The 18031-nt window shown below is 70.5% G+C and carries 7 protein-coding genes; 3 read left to right on the forward strand and 4 right to left on the reverse strand.

Annotated features, from left to right (window positions below):
* Position 1: 1 nt before the first annotated feature.
* Genes FF096_RS03995 through FF096_RS04010 form a run of 4 tightly spaced genes read right to left on the reverse strand, consistent with a single transcriptional unit; the run spans position 2 to position 12260 of the window.
* Entirely contained in the window at positions 2 to 5407 is a 5406-nt protein-coding gene (locus FF096_RS03995) for a type I polyketide synthase (protein WP_155215051.1), read from the reverse strand.
* A 3-nt stretch (positions 5408 to 5410) separates the two neighbouring features.
* On the reverse strand, positions 5411 to 8755 hold the full coding sequence (locus tag FF096_RS04000) for a non-ribosomal peptide synthetase (protein WP_155215052.1): 3345 nt from the start codon (positions 8753 to 8755) through the stop codon (positions 5411 to 5413).
* A complete protein-coding gene (locus FF096_RS04005; RefSeq protein WP_155215053.1) occupies positions 8752 to 11907 on the reverse strand; it encodes a type I polyketide synthase in 3156 nt (1051 codons plus the stop codon). The genes FF096_RS04000 and FF096_RS04005 overlap by 4 nt, the downstream gene beginning before the upstream one ends.
* Positions 11904 to 12260, reverse strand: a complete 357-nt coding sequence (locus tag FF096_RS04010) for an acyl carrier protein (RefSeq protein ID WP_196222450.1) — start codon at positions 12258 to 12260, stop codon at positions 11904 to 11906. Before FF096_RS04010 ends, FF096_RS04005 begins: the two co-directional genes overlap by 4 nt.
* 1391 nt (positions 12261 to 13651) lie before the next feature.
* Between FF096_RS04010 and FF096_RS04015 the strand changes: the two genes are divergently transcribed.
* From FF096_RS04015 to FF096_RS04025, 3 genes are all read left to right on the forward strand, one after another.
* Positions 13652 to 15916: a N,N-dimethylformamidase beta subunit family domain-containing protein gene (locus FF096_RS04015; RefSeq protein WP_155215055.1), complete on the forward strand. Its 2265-nt coding sequence runs from the start codon at positions 13652 to 13654 to the stop codon at positions 15914 to 15916.
* A 230-nt stretch (positions 15917 to 16146) separates the two neighbouring features.
* On the forward strand, positions 16147 to 16416 hold the full coding sequence (locus FF096_RS04020; RefSeq protein WP_309222628.1) for a metal-sensitive transcriptional regulator: 270 nt from the start codon (positions 16147 to 16149) through the stop codon (positions 16414 to 16416).
* 172 nt (positions 16417 to 16588) lie between these two features.
* A complete protein-coding gene (locus FF096_RS04025; RefSeq protein WP_155215056.1) occupies positions 16589 to 18001 on the forward strand; it encodes an MBL fold metallo-hydrolase in 1413 nt (470 codons plus the stop codon).
* Positions 18002 to 18031: the final 30 nt, after the last annotated feature.

The raw sequence follows: 18031 nt of genomic DNA on the forward strand, positions 1-18031 counted from the left end.
GTCAGTGCCCTTCCGCGAGCATCGCTCGCAGCTGTCGGTCGATCTCCTCAGGGGTCATGTCGGTGACCATGTCGTCGATCTCGTCGGCGACCCGGACCAGCGGCACAGCCTCCGGCGCGGCGTCCCCGGCTCCCGCGATGAGCTCCGCGAGGTGCGCCACCGTGGGCGTGCCGTAGAAGTCCTTGAGGTCGAAGGACACGCCAAGGCGGCTGCGCACCCGGGTGCCGATCTGCACGGCGGCGATGGAGTGGCCGCCCAATGCGAAGAAGTCGTCGAGCACACCCACCTGGTCGATGCCGAGCGTCTCCTCCCAGATCGCCGCGATGTCCGCCTCGATCGGGGTACGCGGCTCGACCAGGGGCGTGTCGAGGGCCGGCCGAGGATGGCGGCTGCCCGCCTGTTCCGACTGGTCGGACACCCCGAACAGCACCTCGGTGGCCCGTTCCGCCAACGCCACCATCGCCGCCACCGGACGTGGCGTGACGAGCACGTGGCGGGGCAGGTCCCGGCAGGCCAGCACGGTGTCGAACGCGGCTCGGGCGGTCGCCAGGTCCAGACCGCGCGAGAGTTCGTCCAGGACGTCCGGCTCAGCCGGACGGTCGACGAGCGCGCGGGCCGCCTCGACGCTGCCGGTGATCTGCTCCATGAGGGAGTCGACGTCGTGTACGCGCTTGACCGAGTAGTCGGTGATCTCGACGAGCACCTTCCCCTCGGCGTCGAGGATCTCCATGTCGCACGAGAGCGTCTCGACGGAGTCCCGGTTCCGCTCGGCCGCCCACGCGTGGCACCAGATCACCGGCGTCAGGGGGTGGTGCTGCCGGACGGCGCCGTAGCTCAACGGCAGGTAGTTCGGGTCGTCGGCGTCGATCCGGAAGACGCCCACCGCCATGTCGAGGAGGGCGGGGTGCAGGTGGTGCGTGTCGACGTCGTCCCAGAACCGCTCGTTGAGGGCCAGCCGGGCCAGCACGTGTCCCTCGCCCAGCTCCAACGTGTCCAGGACCTCCCACCGGGGGCCGACCTGGAACCGGAGCGGACCGTCGGTCCACCGCTCCGCGCGGGCCCGTTCGAGGATCTCCTGACGCGATCCCAGGGTCTCCCGGACGCGGCATTGGGCACGCACCTCGGCCAGGTCGCGGTAGGTGTCCTCGACGGCGTCGGCGATCCGCGCCCATCCGGTGGCGTGTGCCTGCCAGACCCCACCGCTCGTGTCGCGGCTGCGGATGGTGAATTCGACGTTGCCCTCACCCACCTCCCGCACGGTGGTGTGGATGGTGCGTTCGGCACCGTCGGGCACGACGACCGGCTGGACGAACATGATGTCGTGCAGTTCGACCGTGCCCCCGCCCGCGCGGTCGGCGAGAGCGGCTCGCACGATCTCCAGGTAGGCGGTGCCCGGGACGAGCCCGTGGCCCATGAGGCGGTGGTCGTCGACCACCCAGTCCTTGTCGGTACGCAGGGTCGTCGTGAGGACCTCCTCCGACTCGGACACCACGTTCCGGGAGCCGATCAGGGGGTGGTCCGACCCCGACGAGTCGGAACGGCCCGGCGCCCCGACCGGCATCGCCGATGCCATCCCGACGCCCTCCCAGCGCCCCCACTGCACCGACACGACCGGATGCCCGGCCAGCCCCTGGGTGGCGAGCGCGTCGAGCGCGGCGTTGGCCGCGGCGTAGTCGCCCTGCCCGAAGCCACCGGTGGTGACCGTCAGGGACGAGCACAGCATGAGGAAGTCGAGCTGGTGGTCGGCGAACGCGGACGCCACGGCACGGGCTCCGTCGAGCTTGGGACGCACCACGTCGTCGACGCTGTCGACGGTCGACCGGGCCACCATGGCGCCACCGCTGACCCCGGCGGCGTGGATCACGCCGTCGAGCCGGTGACCACGGTCGGCGAGGTCGTCCACCAGGCGGGCCACCGCCGCCGGGTCGGACACGTCGCAGGCCAGGGTGACGACCTCCGCCAGCTCGGCGACCGACTTCAACTGCTCCGCCAGTTCACCGGCGACCTCGCCGCGCCGGCCGACCAGGACCAGGGTGGGCCGGGTCACCCGGGAGGCGATGTGCTGCGCCAGCGCCAGACCGACGCCACCCAATCCTCCGGTGATCAGGTACGTCCCACCGTCGCGGAGCAGCGAGTGCCCGGGAGAGGTGACAGCCGGGGCGTACTCCCGGATCCAGCAGTGCCGCCCGCGCACCGCGACGACGCCGCTGTGCGCGGTGAGCGCCGCCACCACCGCCGGAATCCACGGGTCGTCCCCGGGGATGTCCACGACCAGTTGGCGGGAGCGGGGGCGCTCGTGCGCCAGCCCGGCGACGAGGCCCTGACCGATGGCGTCGGTGACCACCGTCCGCTCGTCGCCGAGTACGTCGAAGACCCCTCGGGTGAGCGTGGCGACCGTCAGCGGCGTCTCGGGGTCGAGCCCCTCCACCGCCTGGGACAGGTCGATCAGCCGTTGCGCGGTGCGCCGACGTCCGTCGGCCTCGTCAGCCGCCTCACCCGGTACGACCACGGCCACCAGTTCGGTTCCGCCGTCGGCGAGGGCCTCTGAGATGTGTCGCGTCAGTGCCGGTCCGTCCAGTTCCGACGGTCCGATCCGGCGGACCGCGCGGCCGGACGCGTCGAGGGCCCGTGCGAGCGCGTCGCCGAGTCCGGTGGAGTCGTCGAGCACCACCCAACGCTGTTCGGGGCGGCCCTCGCCGACCGGCTTGGCGGCGGCTCGACGCCAGGTCGGCACGACGACCGGGCCGGTCGCCGAGGCATCGGCCGAAGCCGTACCCACCGCCCGGGTCTCGGGGTGGATCCAGTAGCGCTCGCGGGTCAGCGCGCGGGCCGGCACCTGCCGGGCCCGTCGCGCGGACGTCGGCGCGAGGCGGTGGTGGTCGAACTCGACACCGGCCGCCCACAACGTCCCCGCAGCGGCCAGCATGGTCTCCCGGTCGCTGACCCGGTCGTTCGGGTGGCGCAGCGAGGAGACCACGACGTGGTCGGGAGCCCGGTCGGGACGCAGGCGTACGAGGTCGCCCAGCGTACGGCCCGGTCCCACCTCCAGCAGCACCGTACGGTCGTCGGTCAGCAGCTCGGCGATCGCGTCGGCGAAGAGCACCGGCTCCCGCACGTGCCGTCCCCAGTACCCGGGGTCCTGGGCCTGCTCCGGGGTGATCAGCGATCCGCTGGTGTTCGAGTAGAACGGGATGTTCGGCGCGCGCAGCGTCGCCGTGGCCACGACCGCGCTGAGCGGCTCGACCGCCCCCTCCATCGCCGGGCTGTGGAATCCGTGCGAGGTGTGCAGCCTGCGGTTACCGACACCGGCCGAGTCCAGGTGCTTCTCCAGCCGGGTGATGGAGTCCACCGGCCCGGAGACCGCCACCAGTTCCGGCGCGTTGACCGCCGCGACGACACAGTCCGGGGCCTCTTCGGCGAGCAGCTTCGTCACGTCGGACGCGGGGAGCGTCACCCCGAGCATGCCGCCGGTCGGCATCGTCTGGACCAGGCGTCCCCGGGCCGCGACCAGGCGGACCGCGTCGGGCAGGTCCATGACCCCCGCCAGGCAGGCCGCGACGTACTCGCCGATGCTGTGCCCGACCATCGCCGCCGGCTCGACACCCACCGACATCCAGGCGCGGGCCAGCGCGTACTCGACGGTGAACAACGCCGGCTGGGTGAACTCGGTCCGGGCCAACCGCTCGTCGGCCTGCGGGGTGCGCTCGCCGAGGACCAGGTCGGCCAGGTCCAGACCGGCCTGCTCCTTGAAGGCCGCCGCGCACTCGTCGAAGGCGCGCGCGAAGGTCTCGTCGGCGGCGTACAGCCCGGCGGCCATGCCGGGGTACTGGGCACCCTGTCCGGGGAACATGAAGATCACGCGGCGACGCGGGCGGCTCCGTACCACCTGACCGGGGTCCAGATCGCGCAGCCGGCGGACCGCTTCGTCGTGGCCGGTGGCCACGACGGCCGCCCGCCAGTCGAGGTCGCGGCGGCGCGACAGGGCAGCCGTGACCTCCGCGAGGGCGGGGCGCTGTTCCTCCAGGTGCGTGGCGAGGCGGTGGCCGGTCTCCACCACGGCCTGCGCGCTGCTGGAGGACAGCTCGAAGAGCAGCGGTTCGTCGTCGCTCGTGGCCGGGGACGCCGATGCCAGCTGCGGCGCCTCCTCCAGGATGACGTGGACGTTGGTCCCGCCGATCCCGAACGAGCTGACCCCGGCGATGCGTGGCCGGCTGCCGCGCGGCCAGGGCCGGGCTTCACTCAGCACCTCGAACCCGCTGGTGTCCAGCGCGAGCCGGGGGTTCGGCGAGGTGAAGTGGGCGGTGGGAGCGTGGCACTCGTTGACCAGCGACAGGACGGTCTTGATGAAGCCGCAGATCCCGGCGGCGGCGTCCAGGTGGCCGACGTTGCCCTTGACGGCCCCGAGCACCCGCGGGGTGGCCGACGTCTCGCCGAACACCTGACGCAGGGCCGCGACCTCGATCATGTCGCCCAGATCGGTAGCGGTGCCGTGCGCCTCCAGGTAATCGATCTCCTCCGGACCGACCCCGGCGACGGCGAGGGCCTCCCGGATCACCGACGCCTGACCGTCGACACTCGGCGCGGTGTAGCCGGCCTTGTGTCCACCGTCGTTGTTGACCGCCGTCCCTCGGATCACGGCGAGGATGGTGTCGCCGTCCTCGATCGCGTCTTCCAGGCGGCGCAGCACCACGACGCCGACACCGTTGCCGGGCACGGTCCCGTTGGCCTCGGCGTCGAACGGCCGACACGTCCCGTCCGGGCTGGCGATGCCGCCCTCCTGGTACGGGTAGCCCTGCTCCAGCGGCGCACCGATGCTCACGCCTCCGGCCAGCGCCGCGTCGCACTCACCGGCCAGCAGGCTCTGGCAGGCCAGGTGGACCGCGGTCAGCGACGTCGAGCAGGCGGTCTGGACCGTCATGGCCGGTCCGGTGAGCCCGAGCTTGTAGGCGACGCGGGTGCAGAGGAAGTCCTTGTCGCTGGCCTGCATCACCTGGTACGGGCCCAGCGAGGACATCGCCGTGGTGTCCGGCAGCACGTTGTTCATGAGGTACGTGTTCAGCGAGGAGCCGCCGAACACACCGACCCGGCCGTCGAAGGAGGCGGGGACGATGCCGGCGTCGTCGAGCGCCGCGAACGAGCACTCCAGGAAGATCCGCTGCTGCGGGTCGAGGACCTCAGCCTCTCTCGGGCTGAAACCGAACAGTCCCGCGTCGAACAGATCCGCCCCTTCCAGCACACCCTTGACCGGGACCTGCCCCGGCTCGGCGGCCGACTCGTGGTCGAACCTCGTCAGGCAGTCCCGGCCGGTGACGACACCGCGCCAGAAGTCGTCGATGTCGTTCGCACCCGGAAACCGACCGGCCAAGCCGATGACTGCTACGCGTGGGAGATCTGTGTCCTGGGACATATTTCATGAACCTTCTCGTGTGCTGGAGGCGGCGGACCGTCGCGCCGCGGACGCGCGACGAGAGGCGAGGGAACCGCGGCGCTTCGCGGCGCGGTCGACCGCGCGGTCCGCGACCGCGACGGGCGCGTCGTCCCCGCCACCCGCCAGGAGGCGGGCGAGGGAGGCGACGGTCGGGTTCTGGAACAGGTCCACGAGGCTCACCTCGTGACCGAGGTCGGCGGCCAGCCGATCGCGCAATTTGGTGAGAAGCAGCGAATGACCGCCGAGGTCGAAGAAGTTGTCGTCGCGTCCCACCTGGTCGACGCCGAGGACGTCGACCCACAGCGCCGCGATCCGCTCCTCCAGGTCGTCGGCCGGCGGCACGTAGTCGCGGCCCGGTTCCCGGGTCAGGACCGGGTCGGGCAACGCCTTCCGGTCGGCCTTACCGCTGCGGTTGAGCGGTATCGCGTCCAACCAGACGGTGTGCGCCGGGACCATGTAGTCGGGCAGGTGCGTACGCAGGTGGTCGCGGACCGCTTCGGTGTCGGCGTCGGCTCCGGCGGCGGCGACCAGGTACGCGATGAGCCGCTCGTCCCCGGGCCGGACCTCGCGCATGACCACGACTGCCGCGGACACGGCCGGGTGCCGCAGCGCGACGGACTCGATCTCGCCCAGTTCGATGCGCTGACCGCGTAGCTTGACCTGGTCGTCGAGGCGACCCAGGTATTCGATGACACCGTCGGCACGTCGGCGACCGAGGTCCCCGGTCCGGTAGAGCCGGGGGCTGCGAGCCGGGTCGACGGTGTTCTCGACGAAGCGTTCGGCGGTCAGGTCGGGGCGGCCGAGGTATCCGCGCGCCAGGTTGTCGCCGCCGAGGCAGATCTCCCCGCGCGCCCCCAACGGCACCAGCCGTCCCTGCTCGTCGAGCAGGTGCACCTGGGTGTTCGCGATCGGCCTGCCGATCGGGACCACCGGAGTACGCGGTTCCCGTCGGCAGTCCCACCAGGTGACGTCGATGGCCGCCTCGGTCGGCCCGTACAGGTTGTAGAGGTCGGCGTCGGACGAGTCGAGTACCCGGTCGCGCAGGCTGGCGCTCAGCGCCTCCCCACTACAGACCACCCGGCGGACCGACGCGGGCACCTCGCCCACCGAGTCGAGGAAGGCCCGGAGCATCGACGGTACGAAGTGGAGCGTGGTGACCCCGGTCCGCCGGATCTCGGACGCGAGGTACTCCGGGTCGCGGTGCCCGTCGGGTGCCGCCACGACGATCGCGGCACCCGTCATGAGCGGCCACAGGAATTCCCAGACCGACACGTCGAAGGTGTACGGGGTCTTCTGCATGACCCGGTCCGAGGTGCCGATCGGCATCGCCTGCTGCATCCACCAGAGGCGGTTGCTCAACCCGCGATGCGTATTGATCACGCCCTTGGGCTGGCCCGTCGATCCGGAGGTGTAGATGACGTAGGCGGCGTCGTCCGGGGTGTGGGTCACCTCCGGGCGGGCCGTCGGCATGGCCGCGAGCCGGTCGACCTCGGTGTCCAGGGCCCAGACCGGGACGTCGAGATCGGTCAGTCGGGACGCCTGCGCCGACTGCGTGAGCAGGACGACCGGACGTGCCCCGTCCACGATCCCCGCGATGCGGGCCGACGGATAGTCCAGGTCGAGCGGGAGGTAGGCGCCCCCCGCCTTGATCACAGCCAGCACCGCCACGACGAGGTCGATGCTGCGCGGCAGGGCGAGGGCGACGATCCGGTCCCGGCCCACCCCGGCGGCGATCAACGCGTGGGCGAGCCGGTTGGACCGCTCGTCGAGCTGTGCGTAGGTGAGCTGCTCCGTCCCGAACACCACCGCCGGCTGACCCGGCTGGTCGACGACGCGGTCGGCGAAGCACTCGTCCACCCAGCGGGGACGCTCCGGCCACGCGGTGTCGGTGGAGTTGAACTCCGCCACCAACTGGTGGCGCTCCTGCGCGTCGATCAGGTCGATCTCGCCGACCGGCCGGTCGATGTCGGCCACGATCTCCGCGCAGACGTTGCGGAAGTGGCGGACGAGCCGCTCCATCGTCGCCCGGTCGAAGAGGTCCCGGTCGTACTCGAGCCAGCCCTCGAGCTCGGCGTCATGGTGGAACGCCTGGATCTCGAGGTCGAACCGGGATCCCTCGCTGGGCGTCTCCAGGCGACGCAGCTGTCCCCCGAAGCCGTTGCCCGGCACGGGTTCGCGGCCGTAGGTGAAGCTCGCCTGGAACACCGGCGGCCGGCTCAGGTCACGCGCGATGTTGAGGTCCGCCACCACCAGGTCGAACGGCACGTCGTGGTACTCGTAGGCACCCAGGCAGGCCCGACGGACGTCGCCGATGACGGTACGGACGCTGTCGTCGTGACGGATCCCGGCGCGGATCGGCAGCACGTTGATGAAGTAGCCCAGCAGGTCGCCGAGTTCGGGCCGGTCGCGGCTCGACGCCGGTGAGCCGACGACGAGGTCCTCCTGCCCGCTCCAACCACGAAGGACGATCATGAAGGCGGTCAGCAGCACCATGTACGGGGTGGCGCCGGTCTCCCGGGCCCGCGTGGCGATCCCCTCCATGAGCTGCGCGCTCAGGGTGACCGGGACCTGCTCACCCCGCATCCCCTGCACCAGCGGACGGGGCCGGTCGACCGGCAGGTCGAGCGACGCGGGTGCGCCCTGGAGTTCCCGACGCCAGTAGGCGAGTTCCTTGGCCCACGCGCCACCGGCCCGCTGTTGCTGCTGCCAGGCGGCGAAGTCGCCGTACTGGATGCGCGGCGCGGCGACCTCGGCGGGCTTGCCGTCGAGCAGGGCCAGGTAGGCGTCGGACAGGATCCCGAGCAGAATCCCGAACGCCTGCCGGTCGAAGATCAGGTGGTGCGCGGCGGCAGCGAGCACGGACCGCTGTGGGCTGGTGTGGATGACCGCGAAGCGCAGCGGCGGCGACACCTGGATGTCGAAGCCCTCCGCCGCCACGGCCTGCCACGCCCGCTCGGCGACCGCCCGGTCGTCGGCACCCGGCATGTCGATCTCGGGTATCGACACCTTCGCCGGTGCCGACACCACCTGGACCGGACGGCCGTCCTGGACGGTGAACGTCGTCCGGGTCACCTCGTGGACCCGCGCCACCTGTTCGAAGGCCCGCTCCAGGACACCCACGTCCAGGCGGTGTCCCGCGATCTCCACCGCCGAGACCCCGATGTACGCGGGGTTGCCCGGCTGGAGCTGCTCAAGGAACCACATGCCCTCCTGCAGGACGGAGAGCGGGAAACTGACGCTCTGGTCCTGCTCGGCCAACAACTGCTCGAAGCGCGCACGCTGCTCCGGCGTCAACCGGGCCAGGCGCTCGTCGAAGTCCTGCGTCATGCGCTCGTCCCGTTTTCCTCAGTGCTCAACCGGCTGAGCAGCTGCTCTGCCATGAGCTGACGGCGGTCGATGACGGCGATCGGACTCTGGGCCGGCTCGTCCGTCCGTGACTGTTCGATCCTGGCGAGGATGGTCGACGCCAGGCCGCTGACCGTGGCGTCCCGGAGGAAGTCGGTCATGGTGAGGTCGACTGCCAGCGCACCCTGGACGGCGTTGTGCAGCTCGATCGCCATCAGCGAGTCGACGCCCTGCTCGGTGAGCGTGACGTCGGGGTCGATCTCCGTGTTGGAGAAGCCCATGGCGGTGGTCAGCGCTGCGGTGAGCTGCTGCACCAGCAGGTCCTTCGCCTCCCTCGGCGACCGGCTGGCCAGTTCCTCGCGGGTGACCGCGAAGACCGCCGCTGCCGTCTCGCCACTCGGGACGTCGACCGGGCCGTCGTCCACGCGGGGGCTGTCGACCTGGTCGGCGACGCTGTCCGTCCGCGTGCGCCGGGCCGCCGAGTCGATGCCGTGCCAGCACCTCACCGGCTCGAACGGGTAGGTCGGCGCGGTGACACCGTGGTGGTCGACGCCGCGGTAGAACGCGGACCAGTCGATGTTCACGCCACGGACGTACAGCCGGGTCAGCGCGGTACTGATCGCCCCCAGGTCGTCCTGGCGGCGGCGAAGGCTCGGCACCATGAGGACGTCGTCGCCGGCGGCGAAGTTGCCCAGCGCCATACCGAGCAGCTCGGCACCGGGGCCCACCTCGATGAACGTGGAGATCCCCAACTCGGCCAGGTAGGACACACCGTCGGCGAACCGCACCGGGGAACGGGTGTGGCGACACCAGTAGTCCGGGTCCGGCGCCTGGTCCCACGGCATGGGTCGGCCGGTGACGTTGGAGACCAGCGGAATCGCCGGGGGTGCCATCTCCAGCCCTCGGCAGTAGTCGCGCAGCGGGGCGAGGATCGGCTCGACCAGTGGGCTGTGACCCGACCGGTTCGCGTCGACCGGACGGACCTCGAAGCCGGCCTCGCGCAACATGCGTGTGGCCTGCTCGACGCCCTCCGGATCGCCGGAGAGCGTCACCTGGGTAGCGGCGTTGACCGCGGAGATGACGACGTCGGCGGTCTTCGGGTGCGAGCGGAGGATCGACGTCACCTCCGCCTCGGCGGCGAACACGCCGGCCATCACGCCCGGTGCGTCGAGGCCGTCGAGCAGGCGCGAGCGTTCCAGGACCAGCCCGATCCCCTGCTCCAGATCCAGCACACCGGCGAACGTCGCGGCGACGTACTCGCCCAGGGAGTGCCCGATCAGCGCCGCCGGTTCCACACCCCAGGACCGCCAGGTGGTGGCCAGGGCGTACTCGATGGCGAACAGGCGCAGCGTCTGGTGCTCCGTCCGCGCGTTCGGGTCGTCCACCGTCGCGGGCCGTTCGAGCGCTTCGAGCACGGACCAGCCGGCCAGCTTCCTCGTCACGGCGTCGACCTCGGCGACCGCGGCACGGAACGCCTCCACCTGCTGCAACAGCCCGGCGGCGGCACCGTCGTAGTAGGTGCCGGCACCGCTGAAGAGGAAGGCCACCTCCGGGTCCTTCGCCGCCTGGCCGACAAGCAGCCGGCCGGGCGAGTCACCCCGCACGTACTCGGCCAGCGCTCGGCGTACCTCTTGGACGTCTCGACCGGACACGGCCAGGCGGTGCCGGAAGTGCGTGCGCCCGACGGTGGCGGCGGCGCACTGCGTGTCGAGCGGGAGGTCGTCGCGGAGCCAGACCTGGTGACGTCGGGCGGTCTTGGTCAGCGCCCGTGGCGTCTTCGCCGACAGCACCAGCGTGGCGACCGGACGCTGCTCGGCGGGCGCACGGCGCACGCGCGGCGGTGCCTCCCGGACGATGACGTGGGCGTTGGTGCCGTTGAGGCCGAAGCTGTTCACCCCGGCGACCCGCCCGGCGGGCCGGTCCGGCCACTGCTCGACCTGGGTGACGACCCGCAGCGGGCTGCCGGAGAAGTCGATGCGCGGGTTCAGCTCGGAGAAGTTGCAGGTCGGCGGGACCAACCCCTTCTCGACGGCGAGGATGACCTTGATCAGGCCGGCCATACCGGCGGCGGTCTCCAGGTGCCCGAAGTTGGACTTGACCGATCCCAGGAGGAGATCCGGCCCGCCGTCGCCCGCGAACACCTCGGTAAGGGCCTGGGCCTCGATGGGGTCACCCAGCTTGGTGCCGGTCCCGTGGGCCTCGATCAGGCCGATGTCGCTCGGTGCCAACCCGGCGTCGTCGAGCGCGCGGCGGATCAGGTCGCGGTGCGCGGCGCCGTTGGGAGCGGTGAGCCCGGCGCCCCTGCCGTCCTGGTTGACGGCCGAGCCCGCGATCACCGCCCGGATCGGGTCACCGTCGCGGACCGCATCCTCCAGGCGCTTGAGCACCAGGACGCCACAGCCCTCACCCCGGACGAAGCCGTCGGCGTCCTTGTCGAACGCCTTGATCCGCCCGTCACCCACGAAGGACTCGTTGAGCTGCGACAGGGCGATGCTCGCCTCGGGGCCGAGCAGCAGGTTGACGGCCCCGCAGACCATCATGTCCGCGTCGTGGGTCTGGAGGTCGCGGCAGGCCCGGTGGACGGCCACCAGCCCCGAGGCGCACGCGGCGTCCAGGACCGTGGCGGGGCCGTGCAGGTCGAGCATGTAGGCCAGCCGGCCGACGGCCATGCTGGGCAGCGTTCCCAGAGCCGAGTACGCGGAGATCCGGTTCAGGTCGCTGAAGACCTCGGTGGCGTACTCGATGCCGGTCATCGCGAGCACGATGCCGGTCCGGGAGCCGGCCAGGGTCGTCGGATCGACCGACGCGTCCTGGAACGCCTCCCACGCCGACTCCAGGAAGATCCGGTGCTGCGGATCCATCATCTGGGCTTCGCGCTCAGCGATGGAGAAGAACTCGTGGTCGAAGACGTCGACCCGGTCCAGGTACCCACCCCAGCGGCTGCTGATCCGGCCGGGGACCTGGGATTCCGGCGAGTAGAACTCGTCGATGTCCCAGCGGTCCGGTGGAACCTCAGTGATGCCGTCCCCCGCCGTCCGGAGGAACTCCCAGAACTGTTCCGGGCCCCGGACGTTGCCCGGGAACCGGCAGCTCACACCGACTACCGCGATGTCCGTTCGCTGGGGCGCGCTCATTTCTGCCCGACGCTCTCTGTCGCGCGATCCAGCTGGACGCCCATCAGCTCCGCCACGTGGTCACCCAGAGCGGCGATGGACGGGTAGCGCCAGCCGGCCGTCGCCGACAGCTCCGCCCCGGTCGCCACCCGCAGGCGTTCCGCCAGCTCGGCGATGGACTGGGAGGTGAGGCCGAGTTCCGCGAACGGCCGCGTCTCGTCGATATCGGTAGGGGCGAGGCCGGCGATCTCAGCCACCTGGCCCACCAGGAACGAGGTCATGAGCTTCCGCCGCTGCCGACCTGGTTGCGTGCTGACGAGCCGGCGGTACAGCTCGTCGGCGGCACGGGCCGGATCAGCAGCGCCTGATAGCACCGGGGGTGGCGTTCCGTTCGAAACCTGTGTCGGGACATCGGAGGCGGGTGCGTGCGAGGCGTGTGCAGAGGCGTCGTGCATACGCTTAACCTTTTCGTTAAGTGACCGAAGGGGTGACTACAGGGCCGGTTCCACCAATTTGGCTACCGGATCCATGCATTTTTCACGACCGCCGCACCCATGCGTTTCTCATGAGCTACGCAGCCGCCGCGATACAGGTCAATACGGACAGACCAATGGACCACCCCCGTGTGTCCCGATAGTGCGCCAAACAGCCCCCGACCAGCACTTTCATCCAAAACGGCAGCTAGTGCGGGGGCCTCCCGTTACGACAGGAGGAGCGTACAAGCTCATTGCGAGCGGATACAGGGCTGAAAGGCTACTACATCATCCTGTTACCATTGCTCACCCCCAGATCGTTTCGGGTATATACGCGCACACCAGACCGACGCCCATGAAAGCTTCGGTCGCAGTGACATGCGCCACTTCGTCGTCCTTACAGAACGACATGTTCACCCTCCGGACACGCTTAAGAGGGATTACCTTCTGCCGCCGCATGGACCAATACCCCGGCGAGGATTCCGACGACCCACAAGGGCACGGGCAATGCAACCCCACTGCCCGAAACCGCTCTTGAGCAGGCAGTTTTCGCACTCGCCGACAACGCCGATCTGCTTTACTCACATGCCACTCGTGAAAAACACATGTGCAATGTGTGTCTTACATATGACGACAATGTTTCAGCCATGGCTGGACGCGAATGTCCAGGCCAGACGGCCTACACCCGGGTAGGTCCATTCGAGACCAGCAATGTTTCGGAGAGTAGCCACCTCGTCACGACAGGACCGAGTGTGGCCTCCACCTGCGATACAGCACGGTTTCCGACCAATCGGGCATTCGGTGCCGCGCGCGAAGACTACCCGCCCCCACTAAGCGAAAAATCGGCGATAGTGGCATTTGACAGTGATTAATCGGGATACTCAGACACCCCGTGGTCACACCCCGACAACGCAGCAATTCACTCAGTGAGCGCTACGACGAAAGCCCCCGCAGCCCTACTTTGAGAAGTTCCGTTGGATGCTCAGTGATATTGCCCGAATGCCGGAGATACCTGTACGTGATTTCCGCGATACCGACAGCAAGGTTTCGGGTCGACTACCGCCCCGCACCGAGAAGGGTGTCACTTCCGCCCTGTCACATATATCGGGGACAACACAAAGACGAAAGACTACTCGGCGCAATGCGCTAATCGCTTTCCGTGATAAACCGGTGGACAATGTCCAATAAAATCGCGATAACGAGCGGCCTTTGGTCACCCATCGCTTTGGTCGGCCGGCACCGCATCAGCGGCGCGACCACCACCGCCGCGCCACCGTCGACCAGGAGACCCCGTGCCAACAGATGCGCGACAGGCAGCACCCACCAACGGGTGGAAGGTGCGCCTCGGTGACCCGAGGGGACACCGGGCACCCGCACACCGTCCCGTCCGGATCGCCAGTCTCATGGGCTACGTCGATCCGCTGGGCGTACGCCCGGGCGAGACGCTTCGGGTGCATCTCTCTGCTCCGGCGGCGCACGAGATCGCCGTGGGCCGCCTGGGACGCGACGCGTTGCTGCTACCCGAGCCGGACGACGCGGCCGACCGGGTCGAGGTGACCTGGCTGGGACGTGCCGCGTCGACCTCGGCCAACCGGCACGACGTGTACCCCGGCTCGTACGGTGTCGCCGCAAACAGCCCCACCGAGCGTCCCTCGACGGTCTCCGCCTGGGTCCGTGTGTGGCACCTGCCCGCCACGGTGGAGACGTCCAGTTGGGCGGCGGTCGTCAGCGACCTGGACTACCCCGACCGGTGCGGCTGGGCGATCGGCGTCGACGCCGACGGGCATCCGGGCTGCTACATCGGCGACGGCGGGCACCACGACCGGGTGAACTGGACGTTCGCCGGCTCGTCCCTGCTGGGCCGGCTCGGAGAGTGGGTCCACCTCGCTTTCACCGTCGACGGCGAACGGGTGCAGCTGTGGGTCGACGGCACCGTCGCGGCCGAGGGTTCGGCGGCGGTGGGCGCCTCGACGGGCGGCACGCTGCGCGTCGCCGCTGCGGCACAGAGCGGCCTCGTCGACCATCTGCTGGACGGCGACGTGAGCAGCGTGGCTCTCTTCTCCCGCACGCTGACCCGGCACGAGGTGGTCACGCTCACCGAGGACCGGGCGATGTCGCCGACCGTGCCGGTGGCCACGGACGCGCTGCTGGCCCACTGGCCGCTACGGGAACGGTCGGGCACGACCGCGGTGGACGTCAGCGGCAACGACCGGCACCTGACCCTGGTCAACACCCCCACGCTGAACATCCCGGGTCCGCCCGCCTCCCGAGCCATCGGCCGACCGGGCTACGACCCGGACACCGACCCGACCCGGGGCGGCTGTGTCCGCTTCTCCTCCGACGACCTCGTCGACTGCGGATGGCCCGCGGCGGCCGAGATCGTGGTGCCGCAGGACGCGGACAGCGGGACCTACCACGTACGGGTGACCCTGGTCGGTGCCGACGACGATCCGCTGGAGTTGCCTTTCGTCGTGGTGCGCCCGCAACCCCGTCGGCCGCGCTCCGTCGCGCTGTTGTACGCCACCTTCACCTGGGCCGCTTACGCGCGGCGCTCCGTCGACGGGATCAACCTCCCGGGCCTCATGTCCTCCGCCTATACCCGTAACATCAGCGGCCGGCTGTTCTTCAACCTGGGATTGAGGATGCCACTGCCACGGGTGCAGCCCTTCGTGCACCGCAGCCACCTGCGCGACGCCACCGTCCACCAGCACCTGGTCCGACCGGAGCGGCACGCGGAGTCCTGGTTGGCGCGCGAGGGCTACGCCTACGAGTGCGTCACCGACGCGGAACTCGACGCCGACCCCGGCCTGCTGGAGCGCTTCGCCGCCCTGATGATCGTGGGCCACAACGAGTACTGGACGCAGGACATGCGGGACAAGGTCGAGGCGTACCTGCGCGGCGGCGGCAACGTGGTGTGCCTCAGCGGCAACACCGCCTTCTGGCGCGTCAGTTACGACCGGCAGACGAAGGTCATCGAAACCCGCAAGACGACGCACCCCGGCGAGGGAACCGGGGTGGCCTGGCTGCCGCCGGACGAGTGGGGTGAGCGCTGGCACACCGACGGCCGTCCCGGCGGCAAGTGGTCCCACCTCGGGCAGCCGCCGAGCGAGCTGCTGGGTCTGGAGACGCTGGGCTGGATCGACAGCGGGGACCGGACCGCGTTCGCACCGTTCACGGTCACCGCACCCGATCACTTCCTGTTCCACGAACCGCAGCTGGTGCCAACCGAGCCCGGAAACCTGATCGGGACCAGGTCACACGACGGCCCGGCCGTGAGCGGCTACGAGGTCGACGGCCTACCCGAGGTGCAGGGCATGCCGACACCGGGCCCCGACGGACTGACCGTCCTCGCGCACGCCGACCACGGCCCCCGCTTCGTCGCGCACTGGGGAGCCGACCCCGGTCACGGCGCCGACCTCATCTACTGGGAACGCCGGACGGGCGGTCGGGTGTTCAACGCCGGCTCCACGAACTACCCGGGCGCCCTCGCGATCGACGCGGGCCTACAGGCACTGACCCGCAACGTCCTGCACCACATGGGCGTCAGTCGTCAGTGACGGCGAGCTGGGGAAGCTCCGTACCTGCGCGAGCCGTGCTCGGCGAGCTGGATCGCCGAGTCCTCGACAAAGCCGTCGAACGACGACTGCGCGGACAACAGCGTCCCCTTCCCCAGCGGCCACGCGTTGCAACCGCGGCTTCGAGGGCGGAAGCGCCCGCCTCGGACGCTCCGAACGGCAGTGGACGATCCCATACCCCCAGGGGTATGTTCGGAGACGGAGGTGGACAGGTGAAGTTGCGACCCGAGATGACGGCTGACGCGCTGACCCGGCTCAAGCGGGCCCGCGGCCAGTTGAACGCCGTGATCGAGATGATCGAGACCGGGCAGGACTGCCGCGAGACGCTGACCCAGCTGGCCGCCGTGTCGAAGGCGGTGGACCGCGCCGGCTACAAGCTGATCGCCTCGGGCATGCGCCACTGCAACCTCGCCCGAGAGCGGGGCGAGCAGCCCGAAATGACCGAGGAGGAGCTGGAGAAGCTGTTCCTCGCCCTGTCCTGACCCCGCAGCGCATCGTCGTCGAGCCGAGACGAGAAGGCGCCGCCCCACCAGGAGCCGACCGCTCCCGGCGTGACCGCGCCGGGAGCGGGTAGTCCGCACGTGCCCGTCAGCCGGGCGGACGTCTGCCCTCCACATACCCCCCGGGGTATACACACAGACAAGGAGAATGACCATGACCGTCCAGGTGTCCGTCATCGCGACCTCGTCGCTCGGCGACCGCAGCTATCTCGCGGACGACGGCGAGGTGGCCGTCGTGGTCGACCCGCAGCGGGACATCGACCGGATCCTGTACCTCGCTGGCGAGAAGGGCGTCCGGATCACCCACGTGGCCGAGACGCACATCCACAACGACTACGTCTCCGGCGGGCTGGAACTGGCCCGACTCACCGGTGCCGAATACCTGGTGGCGGCCGCCGACGAGGTCGACTTCGACCGGGTGGCGGTCACCGACGGAGACACAGTTCCCGTCTCCGACTCCCTTCGCCTGCGGGTCGTCGCGACGCCAGGGCACACCTTCCACCACCTGTCGTACATCCTCGACGAGGCCACCGACGGCGGCTGGTACCCGGCCGGCGTCTTCACCGGCGGCTCACTGCTGTTCGGCACCACCGGTCGGACCGACCTGCTCGGCAAGCAGCACGCCCACGACCTCGCCCACCACCAGCACGCCTCGGCCAAGCGGCTGGCGGACCTGCTGCCCGACGGCGCCGAGGTGTGGCCCACCCACGGGTTCGGCAGCTTCTGCTCGGCCAGCCAGTCCGACGCGCCCGAGTCGACCATCGGACGGGAGAAGCAAATCAACCCGGTGCTGCGGCTGGCCACCGACGACTTCGTGACCGAGACGCTGGCCGGCCTCGACGCCTACCCGGCGTACTACGCCCACATGGGCGTGGCAAACGCCGCCGGACCCGCGCCGGTCGACCTCACCCCGGTGAGCCGCGCCGACGCCGCCGAACTGCGGCAGCGCATCGCCGCTGGGCAGTGGGTCGTCGACCTGCGACACCGCAAGGCGTACGCGGCCTCGCACCTGGCCGGCACCGTCAGCCTCGGCCTCGACGGACCGATGTCCACCTGGCTCGGCTGGCTCGTCGACTGGGGGGTGCCGATCACCCTGCTGGCCGAGACGCCCGCGCAGGTCGCCGACGCCCAGCGCGAGCTGGTACGCATCGGCATCGACCGACCCGCCGCCCAAGCCACCGGCGAGGCCGGGCAGTGGGCGACCGACCGCGGGCAACTGCGCGAGCTGCGGATGGCCGACTTCTCCGCGCTGGCCGCCGCCCGAGCCGGGGCCACCCCCGCCGGGCTGCCCGCCCCGGACGTCGTCCTCGACGTGCGGATGACCAACGAGTGGACCGCCGGCCACCTCGACGGCGCGGTACACATCCCGCTACCCGACCTGCCGAAGCGCCTCGCCGACGTGCCCGCCGGCACGGTCTGGGTGCACTGTGGCTCCGGCTACCGGGCCACCGCCGCCGCCTCGCTGCTGGCGAACGCCGGCCGCGACGTCGTCGCAATCGACGACCGGTTCGACAAGGCCGAAGCAGCCGGCGTCGCCATGGCCGAACCGGCTCCCGACCGTCCCTGAGCGCCCACCGGTCGCCGACCGGACCGCGCC

Origin of the sequence: Micromonospora sp. CP22 (assembly GCF_009712475.1) — a bacterium.
Taxonomy (GTDB): Bacteria; Actinomycetota; Actinomycetes; order Mycobacteriales; family Micromonosporaceae; genus Micromonospora.